Origin of the sequence: Denitrobacterium detoxificans (assembly GCF_001643775.1) — a bacterium.
GTDB lineage: Bacteria > Actinomycetota > Coriobacteriia > Coriobacteriales > Eggerthellaceae > Denitrobacterium > Denitrobacterium detoxificans.
In genome coordinates this window covers 2,006,236-2,025,803 of the sequence record NZ_CP011402.1, presented here as the reverse complement: position 1 = coordinate 2,025,803, position 19,568 = coordinate 2,006,236, and the positions used below count along the sequence as shown (strand labels likewise).

Annotated in this window: 11 protein-coding genes; 9 read left to right on the top strand and 2 right to left on the bottom strand. The window is 60.0% G+C overall.

Annotated features, from left to right (window positions below):
- Positions 1-372 precede the first annotated feature (372 nt).
- Positions 373-1,485: a coiled-coil domain-containing protein gene (locus tag AAY81_RS08280; RefSeq protein ID WP_066663848.1), complete on the top strand. Its 1,113-nt coding sequence runs from the start codon at positions 373-375 to the stop codon at positions 1,483-1,485.
- A 504-nt stretch (positions 1,486-1,989) separates the two neighbouring features.
- Here the strand turns inward: AAY81_RS08280 and dmsD are convergent.
- Positions 1,990-2,652, bottom strand: a complete 663-nt coding sequence (dmsD, locus tag AAY81_RS08275; RefSeq protein WP_066663846.1) for a Tat proofreading chaperone DmsD — start codon at positions 2,650-2,652, stop codon at positions 1,990-1,992.
- Between the two features lie 306 nt (positions 2,653-2,958).
- On the opposite strand from dmsD, the gene AAY81_RS10280 reads away from it, so the two are divergent.
- The 8 genes from AAY81_RS10280 to AAY81_RS08235 all read left to right on the top strand — a co-directional run bounded on the left by AAY81_RS10280 (position 2,959) and on the right by AAY81_RS08235 (position 18,137).
- Positions 2,959-5,859: a S8 family serine peptidase gene (locus AAY81_RS10280; protein WP_082867936.1), complete on the top strand. Its 2,901-nt coding sequence runs from the start codon at positions 2,959-2,961 to the stop codon at positions 5,857-5,859.
- A 35-nt stretch (positions 5,860-5,894) separates the two neighbouring features.
- Positions 5,895-8,759 carry a S8 family serine peptidase gene (locus AAY81_RS10275; protein ID WP_169815807.1) on the top strand — a complete coding sequence of 955 codons (2,865 nt, stop codon included), beginning with the start codon at positions 5,895-5,897 and terminating at the stop codon, positions 8,757-8,759.
- Positions 8,749-12,936 (top strand): S8 family serine peptidase, encoded by a 4,188-nt coding sequence (locus AAY81_RS08260; protein ID WP_066663844.1) that lies wholly within the window; start codon positions 8,749-8,751, stop codon positions 12,934-12,936. Before AAY81_RS10275 ends, AAY81_RS08260 begins: the two co-directional genes overlap by 11 nt.
- A gap of 221 nt (positions 12,937-13,157) precedes the next feature.
- On the top strand, positions 13,158-13,934 hold the full coding sequence (gene rpsB / locus AAY81_RS08255) for a 30S ribosomal protein S2 (protein ID WP_066663835.1): 777 nt from the start codon (positions 13,158-13,160) through the stop codon (positions 13,932-13,934).
- A 61-nt stretch (positions 13,935-13,995) separates the two neighbouring features.
- Positions 13,996-14,871 carry a translation elongation factor Ts gene (tsf, locus tag AAY81_RS08250; RefSeq protein ID WP_066663832.1) on the top strand — a complete coding sequence of 292 codons (876 nt, stop codon included), beginning with the start codon at positions 13,996-13,998 and terminating at the stop codon, positions 14,869-14,871.
- Positions 14,872-15,063: 192 nt separating this feature from the next.
- Entirely contained in the window at positions 15,064-16,341 is a 1,278-nt protein-coding gene (gene murA, locus AAY81_RS08245; RefSeq protein WP_066663829.1) for a UDP-N-acetylglucosamine 1-carboxyvinyltransferase, read from the top strand.
- Between the two features lie 6 nt (positions 16,342-16,347).
- Positions 16,348-17,802: an LCP family protein gene (locus AAY81_RS08240; protein ID WP_066663826.1), complete on the top strand. Its 1,455-nt coding sequence runs from the start codon at positions 16,348-16,350 to the stop codon at positions 17,800-17,802.
- A 104-nt stretch (positions 17,803-17,906) separates the two neighbouring features.
- Positions 17,907-18,137, top strand: a complete 231-nt coding sequence (locus AAY81_RS08235; RefSeq protein ID WP_066663823.1) for a NifU family protein — start codon at positions 17,907-17,909, stop codon at positions 18,135-18,137.
- A 692-nt stretch (positions 18,138-18,829) separates the two neighbouring features.
- Here AAY81_RS08235 and AAY81_RS08230 read toward each other — a convergent pair.
- The gene (locus AAY81_RS08230; protein WP_066663820.1) at positions 18,830-19,555 is read right to left on the bottom strand and encodes a hypothetical protein; all 726 of its coding nucleotides are present in this window, start codon (positions 19,553-19,555) and stop codon (positions 18,830-18,832) included.
- Between the last annotated feature and the right edge of the window lie 13 nt (positions 19,556-19,568).

Genomic DNA, 19,568 nt, shown 5'->3' with positions numbered 1-19,568 from the left:
GCACGCCCGGGGCAGTGGTAAGGGGGCCTGCGTAGGGAGCGTTTGGGCGCGGCGTGGCGCACGGGGAGGTTCGCTCTGTTCGAAAGGGGCTCCGGCACAAGCCGTGCGTAGAATCTTCACAGAAATGTGGAGCTTGGAAAACGGGTTCATTTGCGGAATGATACCGTGCCAGTATCTAACGACCACAATATCTAGTTGACATGGCGGAATTAGCCCCAATGAATCTAGTGGATGTATACCCAGTCGACAAAATTGCCCCTCCGAACAGCCACTATTTCGTCTCGCTCGTCTCCACATTAGTTGCCTTTTGTCCAATGTCACCCTAAAATGGCTGAAGCCGAAGTACTACCGACTAAAGTAGGCAGGGAATACATGAACACTAAAATCACCTCGTTCCCTCGACGTTCGTTCATTGCGGGAGCAGCCGCCCTTGGCGCTATGACGCTTGCGAATCCCTCGTTTGCGCTTGCCGATGAAATCACCGACAAGCAGGCAGAGGCCGATACCGCGCTTGCTTCCCTTAAAGCTATGCAGGCAAGCCTGGATCAGGCTTCCGACGATTACACCACTGCTCTTCAAGAGCAGGAGGACGCCGAGACGAAGCGCGATGAAGCGCAAGTCAAGATCGACGAGCAGAATGAAAAGATTTCCGCTCTTCAGGAGCGCCTGGGCACGCGTGCTCGCTCCATGTATCGCAACGGTTCCAGCACCTTCCTGGAAGTGCTCACGGGTGCGGCTACGTTTGCCGATTTTGCCACGGGTCTCGACCTGCTTTCCGATATGAACGAAGAAGACGCTCAGCTCGTCGAGGACGTGAAGACGGAACGCCAGGTTCTGCAGGAGGCCAAGGACGAATACTCCGCGCAGGCCGAAACCGCTCGCCAGAAGGCCGAGGAAGCTGCTCAGGTGCAGGCCGAAGCCGAGGCTACGGTTGCCGAAATGCAGGCATACTACGACAGCCTCAGCGCTGAAGTCGCCGAGCTCGTCGAGCAGAAGCGTGCGGCCGAAGAAGCTGCCGCAGCGGCAGCGGCTGCAGCCGTTGTTCAAGCTTCCGCCGATGAAGGCGCTGCCAACGAATCTTCGAGCGGCGGCTCGAGCAGCAGTGGCGGCTCTAGCTACTACGACGACGATGACGACGATTCTGGTTCGTCTTCGGGCGGCGTGTACGAAGGCGGCAGCGATGCCGTAAGCCGTGCGTACTCGTGCCTGGGTGCTCCCTATGTGTGGGACGCTGTTGGCCCCTCCAGCTACGACTGCTCGGGTCTGGTAAGTTACTGCATCACCGGTCGCCATGCGCGCGTGTTCACCTCTAGCAGCCTGATGGGCTACTCTGCAGTGAGCAACCCCAGCCCCGGCGACGTTGCGGTAAAGTCTGGTCACTGCGGCATCTACATTGGTGGCGGCCAGATGATTCATGCAGCCGACTACGGCATTGGCGTTATCGTCGGTTCCGTGCAGAGCGGCATGAAGATCGTTCGCCCGTAACTTCCCCTGAACTTGAAAGCCCGCTTCGGCGGGCTTTTTGTTGCTCTCGGTTTCTGTCCCGACCGCGCCCGGCCGTGGTGGCTCCTTGGGGCACCCGCTCCGCTGCTCGCCTGGTTTCGGCCCCGCGCGGGCCGAAACCTACGCTCGTGCGCTCGCTGGTTCATGCTTTTGCTTGCGCTGTTCGGCACTTCGCTGCGTCGATGCTGGAAACTTCGTTTCCCGCCCGACTCAGCGAAGCCCCGAACATAGCGCGTTCTTTTGAATGCTTTCACAGTGCCCCGAGGAGCCACCATGGCCGGGCGCTGCCGTTCCGGGTTTCCGCTTGCGGCGCTTACGCCGAAGCGGGGTTGCCGCTGGTGGGGAAGGTACGGGACTCACTGGAACCCGGGGGTCGGAGAGTTTATCATTTTTGCCGATACATCAGTTGCGAATGAGTCAGCGGGTCCATACGCAAAACGAGAGGCCCAATAGGGCCTCTCGTTGCGGTAAAAGCTAGGCGGATTTCTAGCGGAAGAAGCGCGGGACGGTTACGTCGAGTGCGAGCTCCTCCTGGGCTCCTACGAGCGTTGCGTGTGTGAGCTGGGCGAGGCCCTGGTAAAAGGGGTGTTTCGCTTCTTGCTGCATGAGCTCCAGGAAATGCGGCGCCCACGTGAGCAGGTGCAGCTCCAGATACTCGCGGGTGAGCTCGGGTCGGTTCGTTGCGATCCATGCCGCCAGCATGAGCATGAGGCCTATGTGGTCCTCGGGTTCATGCTTTTCCTTCACGACTGCCTCGATCCCGTGCTCGCCCATCCAATCGCGCAGGTCAAGGCAGGTCTTGCCGAAGATGACGCTCTCGCGGTCGGTGTAGACCGAGCCCCAGGGTGCGGCGGCTTTGCGCGCCGGTCCCACGAACAAGCGACGGAACTCCTCGGCCAGAGCCGTCTTGTCGTCCTTCACTTCGCGCAGAGCCGCAACGATTTGCTCAAGTGCTTCTGCGCTCTCGGCTTCCTTTGCGAAAGGCCAGGCAGCAGCGGTCTCGGTGACGTTGATGCCGCCAAGCGCCTCGAAGAGCGCGTCGGTGGTGCCGCTTGCGGGGTCGTGGTAGAACAGCGGGCCCAGCGTGTTACCCACGAAGGCGATGGCCTCGAGCTGCTCTTGCGTAATTTCGGGTTGGCTTTGCGTCATGGCATGCCCCTTCCTCGTCTGATTTCACGCGTATTGTACGGTAGCTGCGCCCCTTCGCATATCGTATACACGGCAACAACGTATGAGGCGGCATCGTCCGTTGTATGCGTTTTGGCTTGACTCGGTGTCGGTTGCGTGCGCCGCTCGCGCGACGTCCCTTCGACATGCGCTTATGCGTCCTGAAGGTATAGCCTCTTCGTTTCGTAACGGCTTGCTTTCCTTATGTGACTAATCTCATGCCATTTAGCCCAATCTTGCTATACTCGAGAGACGCGGAATGGGGTACCGCGGGTTAGTTGGTCGCGCATGAAGAAGCAAAATGCAAAGGGCATGTTCTATGCCCGTCGTGCACGAATGGGGCGAACGCTTGGCGTTGCTTGTGCTTTGCTGTGCCTGGTAATTTGGGGCGTTGTTTCCTTTGTCCCAGCTCAGCAGTCTGCCCTGATCCAGGAACCACTCAAGAGCGCGGCAGCCCCAGAGGCTGATGACGCATCTCAGCCCGATACTCCCTTGGCTGCCTCCCCCGAGCCCAGCGATTCGACTGGCGACTCGGATGACTCCGATGGCGAATCGCCCGAATCCGCCATCGCCCCGGCCCTTTCCCTGGAAGAAGCCGCTCGCGCGAATATCATCGTGAGTACTCCGGGCGAATTGCTGCTCTCCGTTAGCGAGGGCGCTACCGCGGAAAGCGTCAACGCGTTTCTTCGTTCAGTCGATTTCATCGTTACGGAAGATGTTTCCGACCAGGACCTATCGTTGGGCTTCGTGCAGGTTGCCCTATCGGATGACGTAACGCCCGAGCAGGCGAGCGAACGCCTGCGCGAAACGGGTGCGCAGGCGCAGCCCAACTACGTGTATTACCTCATGGACGACGACGTGTCGGCGCAGGCAATCGAGGCGGCAGCCGAGCGGAGTGAGCAGGAGGGGGTAGAGGCTCCAAGCGGCGATGCCGGAAGCAACCAGCCCAGTGGAGTCGCAGCGGGCCAGCCCGAATCCCAGAGCTCGGACGCGGGTGATGATCCCGAAGCGGCGCACTCCAATTCCTCCTTGGGTGCAACATCCGTCGATACCGTGCAGTCCGGTACCCTGCCGGCGCAGTCGGGGGAAGAAGCGGCATCGGACCTGGTGGCGCAGTCGCTCGTTATCGACGATCCCAAGGCGTCTTGGATGCTCGATTCCGTGAAGGCGCGTGCGGCGTGGGAGCTTGCCGGTGTCGACGATGCGGCAAGTGGCTTTTCGCCCGTCATCGTCGCTGTCGTGGACTCGGGCTGCAACGTGAGCCATCCCGACCTGACGGGGAACTTCGCGGGTGCGTATAACGTGGTAACGGGCGAATCGGGCCTTTCCGCCATGACTGACACCAACGGCCACGGCACACACGTAGCGGGCATCATTGCAGCCACGGCGAACAACGCCGAAGGCGTGGCAGGCGTTTCGTATAACGCGCAGCTGTATCCCGTGAAGGTTATGACGGGCCGTTCCACCGACTCCGCAAAGCTGGCGAAAGCGTATAGCCACCTTATCGCCCAAAAGCAACGCGGAGCCAACATCCGCGTGATCAACCTGAGCATCGGCGGGTATCAAACCTCGACCGACGTTGACGACCTCCAGCTCATGAGCTACATGAATCGCGCGTACCAAAACGGCATCCTCACCGTGTGCGCCGCGGGCAATTCTACGTCGCACAAGGTGCCCTATAGCTGCTTCCCGTGCGACTTCGTGGAAAGCACGGTGGGTGTTATCAATCTGGACCGCGCGGGCGATTCCGTGCGCCGTGCCACGGGCTCGAACTACAATGAGGCGTCCCAGACCACCAAGGACATTTCGGCGCCTGGCACGGATATCACGAGTACCTGGTGCGATGGCTCGTACGCGACGGAATCTGGCACGTCTATGGCGTCCCCGTGCGTGGCGGGCGTCGCGGCCCTCATGTTCGGCGTAAATGGCAGCCTTACCCCGTATGGCGCAACGTACCTGCTTGCCCAGTCGGCGAACGACCTGGTGTACACCAACGGCGAGGAAGTCGCCGGGGAAGGCTGGGATGTCTACACTGGCTATGGTGAAGTGAACGCCTATGAAGCCGTGAAGCAGGAAATGCAGTACATCGCAAGTGGGAATTCCCTGTTCGTGGGCGGCACGTTGCGCGTGTCCGCGAATAACACGGGCGGCTCTTCGTACGAATGGAGCTGCGAACCGCAGGGAACTATTTCATTGGAAGGAGCGGGCTCGTCGTGCGTGGTGACGGGGCTTTCGTCGGGTGAGGCGAAGGTTTCCGTAACGTATACGGCATATGTGTGGCCGTACGGAATGAGGACGGTTACCGAGAGTGCGACCGTGACCGTATACGACGCCTCCATCTGCGATGCCCAATCCATAGAGTTCGGCGGCTCCACAGCGTATTCCGTTGCATGTGACCCCAACGCAACGTGGCTGTGGAGCTCGTCGGACGAAAGCGTGGCCGCAGTGGACGAAACCGACGGCACGGTGTCGGGCGCGGGCGTGGGAACCGCCACGATCAGGGCGTCCATGCTTTCGAATCCCTCGCTCACGCTCGAGCAGACGGTAACGGTGGGGCCCACGAGCATATCCAAGGCCTCCATCCAGGCCATCTCCTCGCAGGAATACACGGGTTCTGCCGTGAAGCCCAAGCCCGTGGTTACCGCCAATGGCGTAACGCTGGAAGAGGGTGTGGACTATACGCTTTCCTACGAGAACAACGTGGCGCCGGGCAAGGGGTCCGTCATCGTTTCCGGCAAGGGCAATTACACTGGTTCGATACGTGCTGCGTTCAATATCGTTCAGGGCTCGAAGAATATGTATCGCCTGTACAACCCGAATTCGGGGGAGCACTTCTATACGGCGAGCACCTCCGAGCGCGATGGCCTGCGCAAGCTGGGCTGGCGCTACGAGGGCGTTGGATGGCTTGCCCCGAAGACGGGCAATGCGGTGTATCGCCTGTATAACCCCAATGGCGGCGATCACCATTACACCATGAGCGTGGAAGAGCGCGATGGCCTGCGCAAGCTGGGCTGGCGCTATGAGGGCATCGGCTGGTATTCCGATACGTACAAGGCAACGCCGCTCTATCGACAGTACAACCCGAACGCCAAATCGGGTTCGCATAATTATACCGTGAGCAAGTCGGAAAACGACAAGCTGGTGCGGCTCGGCTGGCGTGCCGAGGGCATCGGCTGGTATGGGTTGTGATGCTCATGGCCCTGCGTGCGAAAACGAATGGACGTGTGAAGCGTGGCGCTATTGCGGGGGTCGTCCTGGCCGCTTGTGCAGGTGTGGCGCTTGCGTTCGTGCTGGGCGTTCCGGGTTCGCAGGGGCCCAGCGAGGTGCTGGTCGGGCCCGTGAACGACGTTTCACAGGCGTATGTCACTCCGTCCGGGGGCTACGAGCTGCAAGACCCCGCGCCTGGTGATGCCGGCGATGCCGGTGAGGCTGGCACGGAGGCGGTTGCTTCCCCTGCCGCGGCTACGGTAGGCCCCGATGACATCTATGTTCTCAATCAGCTGCTCTTGTTGCTCGAGGAATCCGACACCATTCAGAGCGCCGAGGCGTTTTTAGCGGACTTGGATGTGTCCGTAACCAAGCGTGTGACCGGCGAGGACATCGCGTTAGGCTTTGTGGTGCTCGAGCTGGCCGAAGGCGTGGACGTGCTCACGGCGCAGGCTGCCGTGGAAGAGGCGGGCAGGTCGTGCCAACCCAACTACGTGTATCACCTTATGGACGATGGGCTGGCAGCTCAAGATGTGAGCGCCCAGATTGCGGCTGGGGCCGCAAGCTCGGAAGGGGCGTCAGGCGATGGTGGCCTCGTGACGCTTTCGGCATCTTCCCCCTTGGCCGATGCGTACGTGATCAATGACAACTATTACACCAAGACGAACGACATCGAGCGAGGCTACTTGTGGGGCATCGACTCGGTGAATGCCCGCGAGGCGTGGAGTATCGTGCGGTGCTTGGATACCGATCAGGAGCCCAGATCAAACACGGTAACCATCGCGACGCTCGATACGGGCTGCGATGTCAATCACGAGGACCTGAAGGACCGCGTGGTCTTCGCCTATGATGCGGTGCGCCAGACGTCGACGAACGTCACCTCCGTGTCGGGCCATGGCACGCACGTTGCGGGCATTGCCGCGGCAACGGCGAACAACGCCAAGGGCGTGGCGGGTTATTCGTACAATGCAAATCTGCTTCCCATTACCGTGTTTAAGCAGGTGGGCAGCGGGGTGACTGCCTATTCGAACGAGATTGCCCGCGCGTATAGCTTCGTCCTAAACAACAAGGACGCCTACGGCTCCGTCCGCGTGATCAATCTGAGCGTGGGGATGGTGTACACGCAGGAACAGATCGACCGTCTCAATTCGGGCGTAATGAGTTCCGACAAGATGCTCGTTGCCCGTATCAAGGAAGCTCACGATGCGGGCATTCTCACCGTGAGCGCGGCGGGGAACAGCACAGAGGCTACGGTGCCCTACGTGTGCTACCCTGGCGATCTTTCCGAAACGCTCAATGTGATGAACCTGCAGTATGACCAGGCATCGGCCGGGGTTACGCGCTCGGAATCCTCGAACTACAACACGGCTTCGCAGGTACAGGGGGCTACGAACAAGAAGATTAGCGCCCCCGGCACGAGCATTGCGAGCACGTGGGATGCGAGTTTTCCGCTTTCGGGGACGACCACATCATATGCCCTGATGAATGGCACGTCCATGGCTGCTCCGTGCGTGTCGGGCATCGCGGCGCTGCTGTTCGCCTACGACCCGTCGCTCACGCCCGACGAGGTGGAGGGCATTCTCTGCGCGTCGGCGACCGACGTGGTGTATACGACGTATGACGATGAAGGCACGGTGGTGGAAGAGGCCGCGGAGGGCTGGGACCCGTATACGGGCTACGGCGAGGTGAATGCGTATCATGCGCTGCAGCTGCTGAAGATACAGCGTGGCGAAGCCGACTTCCAAGAGCGCAGCGATGCGACGTTCAAGCAGATGACGACAACTGACGGTTCGACGCATACGTACGTCACGGCCGAGGTGGGCGATTCCTTTACGCTTGCGTTGCCGTTCGATGGATCGTATCCGTTCTCGTGGGAAACGAGCGACGCGTCCATAGCCACGGTCGACGCGAACGGCGTGGTGACGGCGCATGCTTCGGGTTCGGTGACCATTACGGCCCGCATGGGCGAGCCCTTGGCGGAAGACATCACCTGCTCCATCGAGCTGAAGGTAACGCCGCTCAATATCAACAGGGCAGTCATTGGCTATATCGAGAATCAGGTGTATGCGGGAAGCCCCATTTGCCCAGGTATCGTTGCTACGGCCGAACAGGGCGGACGCTCGTTGGTGGAGGGCGTGGACTACGTGCTCACGTACGCAAACAACGAGAACGTGGGTCTTGCCACGGTGACGATTCAGGGCAAGGGCGAATGCTATGGAACCACCAGCCGGACGTTCAACATCATGCATGCCGACATTGCGCAGGTCGATATATCCATTCCCAGTGTTACCTATACCGGCAAGGAGCTAAAGCCCAAGGTGACGGTGACATATGGCGCCAAGACGCTGCAGGAAGGAACCGATTACACGTTGCAGTATTCGAGCAACGTGAATCCGGGTACGGGCTCGGTGCGCGTGAAGGCGGTGTCGGGCGGGAACTTCACGGGGGTGACCACGGGTACGTTTTCCATCACGCAGGGCAGCCAGTCGATGCATCGCCTGTATAACCCCAATTCAGGCGAGCACTTCTATACGGCAAGCACCTCCGAGCGCGACAATTTGAAGCGCCTGGGCTGGCGCTATGAGGGCGTAGGCTGGATGGCGCCCACGTCGGGTGCCGAGGTGTATCGCCTCTACAACCCCAACGGGGGAGACCACCATTACACCATGAGCACTTCCGAGCGCGACGGCCTGCGCAAGCTGGGCTGGCGCTACGAGGGCGTGGGCTGGTATTCCGATACGTCCAAGACTACGCCGCTCTATCGCCAGTACAACCCGAATGCCAAGTCGGGTTCGCATAACTACACCACGAGTAAGGCCGAGAACAATTTCCTTGTAAAGGCCGGATGGCGTGGCGAGGGCATTGGCTGGTATGGGCTGTAGCATGGCGTGGGGTACGACGACATATCGGCGGCGCAAGCGCATCGCATGCATAGCGGCGGCCGTGGCATGCGTGGCGGTTGCTGTCGTTGCGTGGTGGTGCGGCATGGGTGGCACCACGGTGCCTGAGCCTGACGTGAGTGATTCCGTCCAGAATAAGGCGATGGTGTTCGATGCCCAGAATGGCGATGACGCGCCAGGCGATTCCGGGGCCGCAAGCGAATCGCAATCGCATTCTGAATCCACGTACGAGCTGGTAAAAGATGAATCCGCTATGGAGCGCGAGCCATACGTTCCCTACGAGGTCATGTTGCTGTTGGGCGAGGAGGATGCCCCCGAAGAGGTTTCCACGTTCGTGGCGTCGATGGAGTGCGTGCAACCGCAGAAGGTTGCCCAGGAAGACGTCGATCTGGGTTTCGTCGTGCTTCACCTTGCCGAGGGCTACGACGTGCCGGCGGCGGTGTCTGCCCTGGAAACGGCGGGCCGGGTGGCTCAGCCCGATTATTGCTACTACCTGGCTGAAGACGATGACTCTTCGGCTGGTTCGTTGTTTACGGATTCGTCCGACGACGGATTGGTTGCTCCGTCTTCGGCTCTTTTGCCTGCGGTAACGTCGATTGATGACTCGAAACAATCTCTCTTGTGGGGCCTGTCTTCCATGGCGGCGTATGAGGCGTGGGATATTCAGCGCACGGAGGGCCGCGTGGTGGTTGCCGTGCTGGATAGCGGGTGCCGCATGGATCATGAGGACCTGGCCGATAACATCGTGGATAGTTACATGGCCGTCGACGCCCATGATTACGAGGACAAGGATTATATATACGACGTCGATGAATCGTCCATTGAGGACATGACGGATATTCTGGGTCATGGTACGCACGTGGCGGGTATTGTGGCGGGTGTGGCGAATAACGGGAAGGGCGTTGCGGGTGTTTCCTACAATGCAGGCCTGATGCCCGTCAAGGTGTTCTATTCGCTTACGGAAACGAAGAAGGATACGGGCATACAGAAGTCGATGACCATCGCGAACAGCAGCGACCTGGTGCGGGCGTATGCGTACATCGCGTCGTATAACACCGAGCATCCCGAGGCCCCTGTTCGCGTGGTCAATATGAGTCTGGGTGGTTCGATGGACTCACTGGGCTCCGAGGACCAGGCGTTCGTTAACGCCATGGATGCCGCCTCTGCGCAGGGTATTCTTTCGGTTGGTGCGGCTGGCAATGATGGCACCGATGGCCCCGACGTGAACTATCCCAGCGACTACGGCACGTGCCTGGGCGTCATCAACGTGACGCGAAATACTTCGACGGGCGTGATTACGCGCTATACGAGCTCCAATTACAATACCTCCAGCCAGACGAAGGGGAACTCCAACAAGAACATTTGCGCGCCGGGAACGACGATTTACAGTACCGTGTATGGTTCGACGAGTTCGTATGGTTACAAGTCGGGCACCTCCATGGCCTGCCCGTATGTGGCGGGCGTCGCTGCTTTGCTGTACGCTCGCGATGACGGCTTGAGCGTCGATAGGGCGAAGTCTGTCATGTACGCCACCGCCACCGACCTGGTCTACACGAATTACAACACCAATGGTTCCGTGCGCGACAATGCCACGGCGGGCTGGGATCCCTACACGGGCTACGGTCTGGTTAACGCCTACCATGCGCTTCAGCTGCTTGATATCGTGAATGGCAACGCCACGTTGGGCGGTCATTCCGTCATTCCTGGCGAGTCGTGTACCCTTACCGTTCCCTACGATGGCGACGGCTCATGGACGTGGGTTTCCAGCAATCCCTCCGTTGCCGGCGTTACGCAGGATGGCGTTGTCACTGGCTACAACGTGGGTTCGGTAACCGTTACGGCAACGCTCTCGAATGAGTTTGGCCTTACCGCCTCCGTTACGGGTACGGTTGACGTGCGCCCCTATAGCCTTTCGGACGCCACGATCGACGCCATTGCGAGCCAGACGTTTACCGGCTCGCTCATAATGCCCTCGTTCGTCGTGCGCTATGGCGGCACGGTGCTCACTCCGGGCGTCGATTATTCCGTTTCGTACATGGACAATGTGAACGCGGGGCAAGCTGTGGCCGTGGCAACGGGCTTGGGGCAGTACGCCGGCAGCGTTTCCGCTCCGTTCACCATTGCGCAAAAGGATCTGTCGGGAGCCGTTGTTACCGCGCCCGACTGCGAATATGCCGGGCAGGCGCAGTCTCCCGCGCCAACCGTTGTGCTGAATGGCGTTACGCTGCGTTCGGGTGCGGACTATACCGTTGGCTATAACGCCAACGTGAATGTTGGCACCGCCACCGTCTCCGTTACGGGTAAGGGGAATTACAAGGGTACGGCCACGGGGTCGTTCAACATCGTGAAGGCCTCCCTTTCTTCGGCATCCGTTTCCGCATCGGCGCAGGCATACACGGGGGCCGCCTTGACTCCCGTGCCCACGGTATCGCTGGCTGGCAAGACGCTTGCGGTCAATACCGATTTCACGGTGGTGTCGTACGCGGATAACGTTCGTCCGGGCCTTGCGCGCGTTACCGTTCAGGGGACGGGCAACTACGAGGGACAGGCGTCGGGTTACTTCGTCGTAATGGGGCTTATGGACAATACGTCGTTTGTCCAGGTGGTGGGGTTGCATCCCATGGAATACACGGGCGGTCCCATAGAGCCAGATCCCGTTATTGGCTTTGCGAGCGTGGGGCTTACGCGTGGGGTGGACTACCAGCTTTCCTATGCGAATAACGTTGACGTGGGCGAGGCTTCGATGACTATCTCGGGCTTGGGTCCGTACTATGCGAACCAGCAGGAGCGTACGTTCCAGATTGCGCCCGCGCCCCTTACCGTCGTTGTGGCGGACCTTGCCTTGCCGTATGGCTCTGCGGCGCCCGCGTCGTACGAAAGCACGGTTTCGGGCCTGCGGGGCAGTGACACGTGCGACGTTGCGGTGCGCGTGTGCTATGAGGGCGGCACGACTGAAGTGATCCAGGATATCAGCGAACTGGCTGCGGGTTCGTATGCGTTGGTTCCCTCCGTCGATCTGGGCGCCAAGGCGGGCAACTATAGCGTTACCTGCAGTAATGGCACGCTTACCATTCAGGCCGTTTCGCTCGAAGGGGCTCAGATTGCGCTGCCCAACCAGTCGTATGCGTTCACGGGTGCCGCAATTGAGCCCGAACCGCAGGTAACGGTTGGGGGCGTGGTGCTGCAGAAGGGCGTCGATTACGCTGTGTCCTATGCGGACAATGAGCTTCCAGGCGTGGCAACCGTCACCGTTACGGGCGTGGGTAACTACGAGGGAAGCGCCGCCGCTACGTTTGACATAACGGGCGGCAACATTGCCGATGCGACCGTCCAGGTGAGCGATGCACCGTATACTGGCTCTGCCGTTTCGCCCGAGCCAGTGGTTACGTTTCACGGGAAGCAGCTTACCAGGGACGTTGACTATACGGTTTCGTATGCGAACAATGTGGCCGTGGGGCAGGCAACTGCAACCATTACGGGCGTTGGGAATTTTCTAGGCTCTACGCAGGCTACGTTCCAGGTAACGCGGGCCGATATCTCGGGGGCAAGCGTTACTGCGGAAGGCGCGACGTATACGGGTTCGGCTATTACCCCCGCCCCCGTTGTCGTGCTGAATGGCGTAACCCTTACCGCGGGTTCCGACTATACCGTTTCCTACAGTAATAACGTTGCTGTGGGAACCGCCACGGTGCACGTCGCGGGCGCGGGTTCGTATGCGGGAACCGCCGCGGGTACGTTCACGATTTCCAAGAAGCCATCGCAGGGTATGTATCGCCTGTACAACCCCAACGGGGGAGAGCACTTCTATACGGCGAGCTCGAGCGAACGCGATCATTTGCGCAAGTTGGGTTGGCGTTACGAGGGCATTGGCTGGAATGCGCCCACCACGGGCGATCCGGTATACCGCCTGTACAACCCCAATGGTGGCGACCACCACTACACCAAGAGCAAGGAAGAGCGCGATGGTCTGCGCAAGCTGGGCTGGCGCTACGAAGGCGTTGGTTGGTATTCCGATACCGCAAAGTCGGTGCCGCTGTACCGTCAGTACAATCCGAATGCCAAGTCGGGTTCGCATAACTACACGACGAGCAAATCCGAAAACGACATGCTCGTGCGCGTGGGGTGGCGCGCAGAGGGTATCGGTTGGTATGGCGTGTAGTGCCTCTTTTCAACGTGCATACAAGGTGTGGCGCATGGCGTAACGCCGTGTGTAGGGCCCGTGGTGCCATGCGTGATTCGTATTGCGCATACGAGTGAGCGTGCTAGAATAGCGAAGTTTCTTATTACACATGCGTGCCGGACTCGTGCCCGCTAGTGGCCACCGAAAAAGGCTGCGGACCGGGGTTGAACGCGCGCAGAGGATTAACGAATGGAGTAAACATGGAGAAGGTCTCTATCCAGACCCTGCTCGACGCAGGTGCGCATTTCGGTCATCAGACCCGCCGCTGGAACCCCAAGATGAAGCCGTACATCTTCGGCAATCGTGGTGACATCTACATCCTCGACCTGAAGAAGACCCTCGTGGGCATGGACCAGGCGTACACCTTCGTGCGCAACCTGGCTGCCAACGGTGGCACCATCCTCTTCGTGGGTACCAAGAAGCAGGCTCAGGAAAGCGTTGCCGAAGCTGCTAACAGCTGCGGCATGCCCTACGTGAACGCTCGCTGGCTCGGCGGTATGCTCACCAACTTCGTCACCATCCGCTCTCGCGTTGCTCGCATGGAAGAGCTCGAGGCTATGGACGCCGACGGCCGCATGGAGCTGCTGCCCAAGAAGGAGCAGATGCTGCTGCACAAGGAACTCACCAAGCTGCAGACGAACCTCAACGGTATCCGCAGCATGAAGAAGGCCCCCGACGCCATCTTCGTGGTCGACACCAACCGTGAGCTCATCGCCATCCATGAGGCTCAGCGCCTGCACATCCCCGTTGTGGGCACCATCGACACCAACTGCGATCCCGACGACGTCGACTTCGGCATCCCCGCAAACGACGACGCCATCCGCTCCGTCAAGCTGTTCTGCAAGTTCATCGCTGCCGCTGTCATCGACGGCATCGGTGCTCCTGTCACGCTTGAGGAAATGGCTGCCGAGGGCGAAGCTGCTCCCGAAGCCGCTGCTGAGGCCCCTGCCGAGGCTGCCGCTCCTGCCGCTGAATAGCATTCGTAACGAATGGGGCGGCTTCGCGCCGCCCCTCTTTCCATAGAGAGAGGAAACCCACATGGCTCAGATTACCGCCGCAATGGTCAAGGAACTCCGCGAGATGACGGGCGCCGGCATGATGGAATGCAAGAAGGCCCTCACCGAAGCCGACGGCGACATGGACGGCGCCGTAGACGTTCTGCGTACCCGTGGTCTGGCTGCTGCCGCCAAGAAGGCTGGCCGTGCCACCAACGAGGGTCGCGTCGTTGCTCTGGTCTGCGAAGACAACGCCACGGTTGGCTCCGTGTGCCAGGTGAACTGCGAAACCGACTTCGTTGCTCTCACCGATAAGTTCCAGGCCTACGCCGAGAACTTCACGAAGGCCGTTGCCGTGAACAACCCGGCTTCCGTGGAAGAGCTGCTGGAAAGCGAGTTCGAAGGCGAGAAGGTTCAGGATGCCCTCACCGAGGCCATCCACGTAATCGGCGAGAACATGCAGATCGCCAACTTCAAGCGCCTCGAGGTTTCCGGCACGGGCGCCCTGGTTCCCTACATCCACATGAACGGCAAGATCGGCGTTCTGGTGGCCTTCAGCTTCAACAACGAGGCTACCGCTGCTGCTCCTGCCTTCACTCAGATGGGCAAGGACGTTGCCATGCAGATCGCTGCCACGTCTCCCGTTTCCCTCGACGAAACCAGCGTTCCCGAGGAAATCCGCGAGCACGAAATGGCCATCTACAAGGCTCAGGCTGCTGAATCCGGCAAGCCCGAGGCCATCCAGGAAAAGATCGCCACTGGTCGCATGCAGAAGTTCTACAAGGAAAACTGCCTGGTCGACCAGGACTTCGTGAAGGATCCCGACCAGACGGTCGCTTCCTACATCGCCGGCGTTGCCAAGGAACTCGGCGACGAGATCAAGGTTGTCGACTTCGCTCGCATCGCCCTGGGCGACTAACAGCGAATCAACCACATCTCTTTGGGAGGATGCCTCGTGCATCCTCCTTTTTTATGCGCGGCTTTCATTGCGGCTGTGGCAATGCCCAACCTCTGCGCATTCTGTAACGGGTGGGTTGCGCTACGTGCAATCTCGCTATAATCACTCAGGCAAGAGATAATGAGAGAAGAAGATACTGCGAAGGAACGGTGTATGTCGGAAGAAGTAATCATCGTTCGCGAAAGCGAAAACCTTACGGGTACGGTGCGCGTGTCGGGCGCGAAGAACTCGGCGCTCAAGCTCATCGCCGCGTCGCTTCTGGGCCAGGGCGAAAGCACCATTCATAATGTCCCGCTTATTTCGGATATCGTCATCATGAGCGAAGTGCTCGAAACGCTGGGCGCTTCCGTTCATCGTGAGGGCCATGTCCTTACCATAGATACCTCCACGGTCGATTCGTACGAAACGCCGTACGAGCTCGTGAGCAAGATGCGCGCCAGCATTTCCGTGCTTGGCCCGCTCATCGGTCGCTTCGGTCGTGCCCATGTGGCCATGCCGGGCGGCTGCCAGATTGGCGCCCGCAAGATCGATATGCACCTGGTGGGGCTCGAGCAGCTTGGCGTGCATTTCGAGGTCGAGCATGGCTACTTGGTGGCCACCACGCCCGAGGGCCTGCATGGCGGCAGCATCGTGCTCGATTTCCCCAGCGTGGGTGCAACCGAGAATGCCATGATGGCCGCTGTTGTGGCCGAAGGCGAAACCACTATCGACAACGCTGCGTGCGAACCCGAGATCGAAGACCTGGCAAACATGCTCAACGCCATGGGCGCCAAGGTCAGCGGCGCAGGAACGTCGGTCATCACCATCACGGGCGTGCCGCTTTCCAGCATGCATCCTTGCGAGCACACTACGGTGGGCGACCGCATCGAGGCTGGTACGTTCCTGGTGGGCGGCGCTCTCATGGGTGGTCCGCTTACCGTAGAGGGCATCGACCCGTCCTTCTTGCGCATGGCAATCATGAAGCTGCGCGCCATGGGTTGCACGGTCGAAACCGCCGAAGACTCCATCACCATTAGCCGTACGCAGCCGCTGCGTTCGGTCGACATTCAAACGCTTCCGCATCCGGGTTTCCCCACCGACCTGCAGGCGCAGTTCATGCTGCTTGCGGCGTTGGCAGAAGGCAACTCCGTCATTACGGAAAACGTGTTCGAGAATCGCTTCATGTTTGCTTCGGAACTGTCGCGTATGGGCGCCGACGTCGTCATCGACGACCACCATGCGCTCGTGCATGGCGTGAAGGGGCTGCAGGGTGCGCCGGTGGTTTCCACCGACCTGCGCGCAGGTGGCGCGCTGGTGCTCGCGGGCCTTATTGCCGAGGGCGAGACCATCGTACGCAAGATTTCCCATATCGACCGCGGTTACGAGGACTATGTGGGCAAGCTTTCCAGCTTGGGTGCCCGCGTAGAGCGCACCACCATCGAGGAGTTGTAGGCCCCCATGAGCCGCGAACAGAAACGACTGCGCAAGCGCGCCCGCGCGGTGAATAGTTCCGTCATCGGCACGCATGCCGCTGCGAATTCACGCCGTGCCGCACGCACCAACGTGAACTTCGGCAACCAGCGTGGTGCCCAGCGTGCCGTGCGTGGCGAGATTAGCCATGTGGTGCCGCATACGCGCACGAGCGAGTCTCATCGCGATTATTCGCGCAGGTCGCATCGGCGCGACTACGTTGAGGCGAACATGCGCCGCAGGCGTCGCCGTCGCGTGCTTGGCTTCCTGGCGGTTGTCGTCGTGGCCATCGTTGCGGTCGTTTCCGTTTCCCGGTTCGTGTATGCCACGTCTATCGACGGACAGATGCGCATTTCCGATAGCGATACGCTGAACGCGCTTACCAGTGTGTCTGCCGATACCGACCCGTATTACACGCTTATCGTGGGCGAGTTTGCGAAGCCCGGCGAAGAATCCGATTCGTCCGACCTGCTCATGCTCATGCGCGTCGATCCGCAGAGCAGCGTGGTCACGTTCGTGTCCATTCCGTCCAACATCACGGCCTCTATGTCCGACGGCAATACGCATACGCTTTCCCAGGCGTCTTCCATTGGCGGTGACGCCGAGCTTATTTCGCAGGTGTCTTCGCTGATGGGCGTTAAGATTTCCCATTTCGCGAAGATTGGCGCGAGCTCGTTCGAAACGCTCGTGGACGAGTTGGGCGGCGTTACCGTAACGCTTCCCGAAGAAGTCGACGACCCGCGTGTGGGGACGAAGTGGCTTCCCGCGGGCGAAACGGCGCTTGATGGCGAAACGGCCCTGTTCGTGTGCCGTGCGCGCAATTACTCCAACCCCGAAAGCGTTCAGGCACAGGTACAGCAAGACGTGTTTTCCGCGTTGCTGCAGAAGGCTCTGGGCGGTTCTGGCTTGGAATCGGTCCTGACGCTCGATACTATCGCTTCCGACTTCCAGACGGACCTGTCGGCAAGCGACCTGGCGTCTTTGGCGAAGGCTGTTTCGCTGAATGGCGTTACGGTGTATGGGGGTTGCGTTCCTGGTTCCACGTCTTCCGATGGCTCCACCTTCTCGGTATCCAGTAGCTCGCTTTCCACGCTCATGCAGACGGTAGACGCGGGCGGCGACCCCAATGCCGAGGAAACGCTGGCCGATGTCGACCCCACGGGCATTACCGTATCCGTGCGCAATGGCGCGGGCATCACGGGTGCTGCTAGCACGACCGCAAACGAGGTTACGGCGGCGGGGTACACCGTTTCCGAAACGGGCAATACCGAAACGTACGTGTACGACGAGACGCTTATCATCTATTCGTCCGATGACATGGCCGATGCCGCGAAGAACCTCGTGAACGTGCTGGGGTGCGGTCGCGTGACCTCGGCGAGTGCGTATTACTCGTTCAGCAGCGACATTTTGATCGTTATCGGCAAAGACTGGGTGGCGAATTAGCCCGTCCGCATATCCTGGCGTAACGACAGCTAACCGTTGATTGCGCTTCTACCGCGCTATGGTAGAATGCGCCTAGCATAATGAGATTACAGAAGGAGATTCCTATGCCTAATCGTGAAGATGTAGCCGCAGTGCTCGAGCTTATCCGTCCCAGCCTTCAGGCCGACGGTGGCGACGTGAGCCTGGTGGACGTGCAGGAAGACGGCACCGTCGTTGTCGAGCTGCAGGGTGCCTGCCATGGTTGCCCCATGTCTCAGATGACGCTTGCCAACGGCATCGAGCGCATCCTGAAGGATCGCGTTCCCGGCGTTGTTAAGGTTGTTCCTGCCGAATAATCCATCGCTTTCGCGAACCTAAAGCCGCTGGCATTGCCGGCGGCTTTTTTGTTGTCCGGGTTCCCGCGTGGGCGTATTCGGGGTCGCTGTTTGGGTTGTAACTCGTTGCGGGGCCGGGTTGGGATTGCCCCTTGGGGCACCCGCTCCGCTGCTCGCGTGGTTTCGGCCCTGCATGGGCCGAAACCTACGCTCGTGCGCTCGCTGCTTCATGCATTTACTGGCGCTGCTTAGCGCATGGGCTGCGCGACGATGCAACTTCGGCTTTGCCTTTGTTGCCTCCTCGCGCAGCCCATGCGCTAAGCAGCGCTTTCAGTTTTTTGCTTTCAGAGTGCCCCCAAGGGGCAATCCCGACCCGGCCTTGGATGGGCGAGCGGGTTGTGCCCGTTTGCGGTCCTGACGATTCCCGATCGGGAGAACGGTTTACTAAAAGAATCGACGGGCATCTGCTGCCAGGCTGGTCATATGGTTCCCGACTGGCGCCGCCGGTTCGTTCGCGAGAGGGGCAACCTTGCCGAGCCGGCGTCCGCTGCAAGCCGTAAAGCCATGTGGCAGTTGGTTCCTGCCGTGATCGACGTGCCCACGTCGGCCCGTAGGTGCCCAAGATGCACATGCGGGCCGGCGGCCAGTTGCTTCCAACAACGACGCGGCCCTTTTGTTTCGTTGTGGGCCTTGCGCTATCGACTGTCGCGTTTTTAGCGCGGCGTGCGACGAGGGCGCGGTCGTCCGCCACTCGCGAACCAGAGTGCATAGGCGAGAGCAAGGCAGAAAGCGGTGATGATGGCGTATGACACGGGCAGGGAAACGGTGCCGTATATGGTGAAGTTGTACCAGTCGGTGCCCTCGATGCCGAAGCTTAGGCCATTTATGAGGATGTTTGCTGCATAGAAGGTGGCATAGGCGAGCGCCGGGATAAGCCCAAGGGGCACCTGGGATGCCGACAGCACTTTGCCGCTTTGCGCAATCAAGAAGGTCGCAAGGGCACAAAGCGGAACGATGAGGTGGAGAAACAGGTTGCCACCGGTAAGGACCGCGGGATAGCTAAGGGCTGGGCCAAGGTAGAGCATAACGACCATAAAGGTGAGCATAATCCCGTTTACGCTAATGAAGCGCAGAACGTGGAGTGCGGTGGGGAAGGATGCCTGGGCTTTCGAGAGCATGCAGATCTCGAAGATTGCGCAGAGAGCGCAGCAGAGCGCCGCGAGTATGTTAGAGAGCACGGTGAAGTAGCGCAGGCTCCTGAACCCCGTGAGCGAGAGGACGCCTCCGTCGAGGCCGGCGATCATGGAAATCCAAGCGCCAAGGGCGAGCAGCGCGACAAGTACGTCGAGCGTAATGAGCAGGCGCAGGTGTCTCGATGCGGGAATGGCGTGCTTCTGCGATGCGGGCGCGTTTGTATGTTGCGGCGTATGCTTGGCCATGAATCTCGCTTTC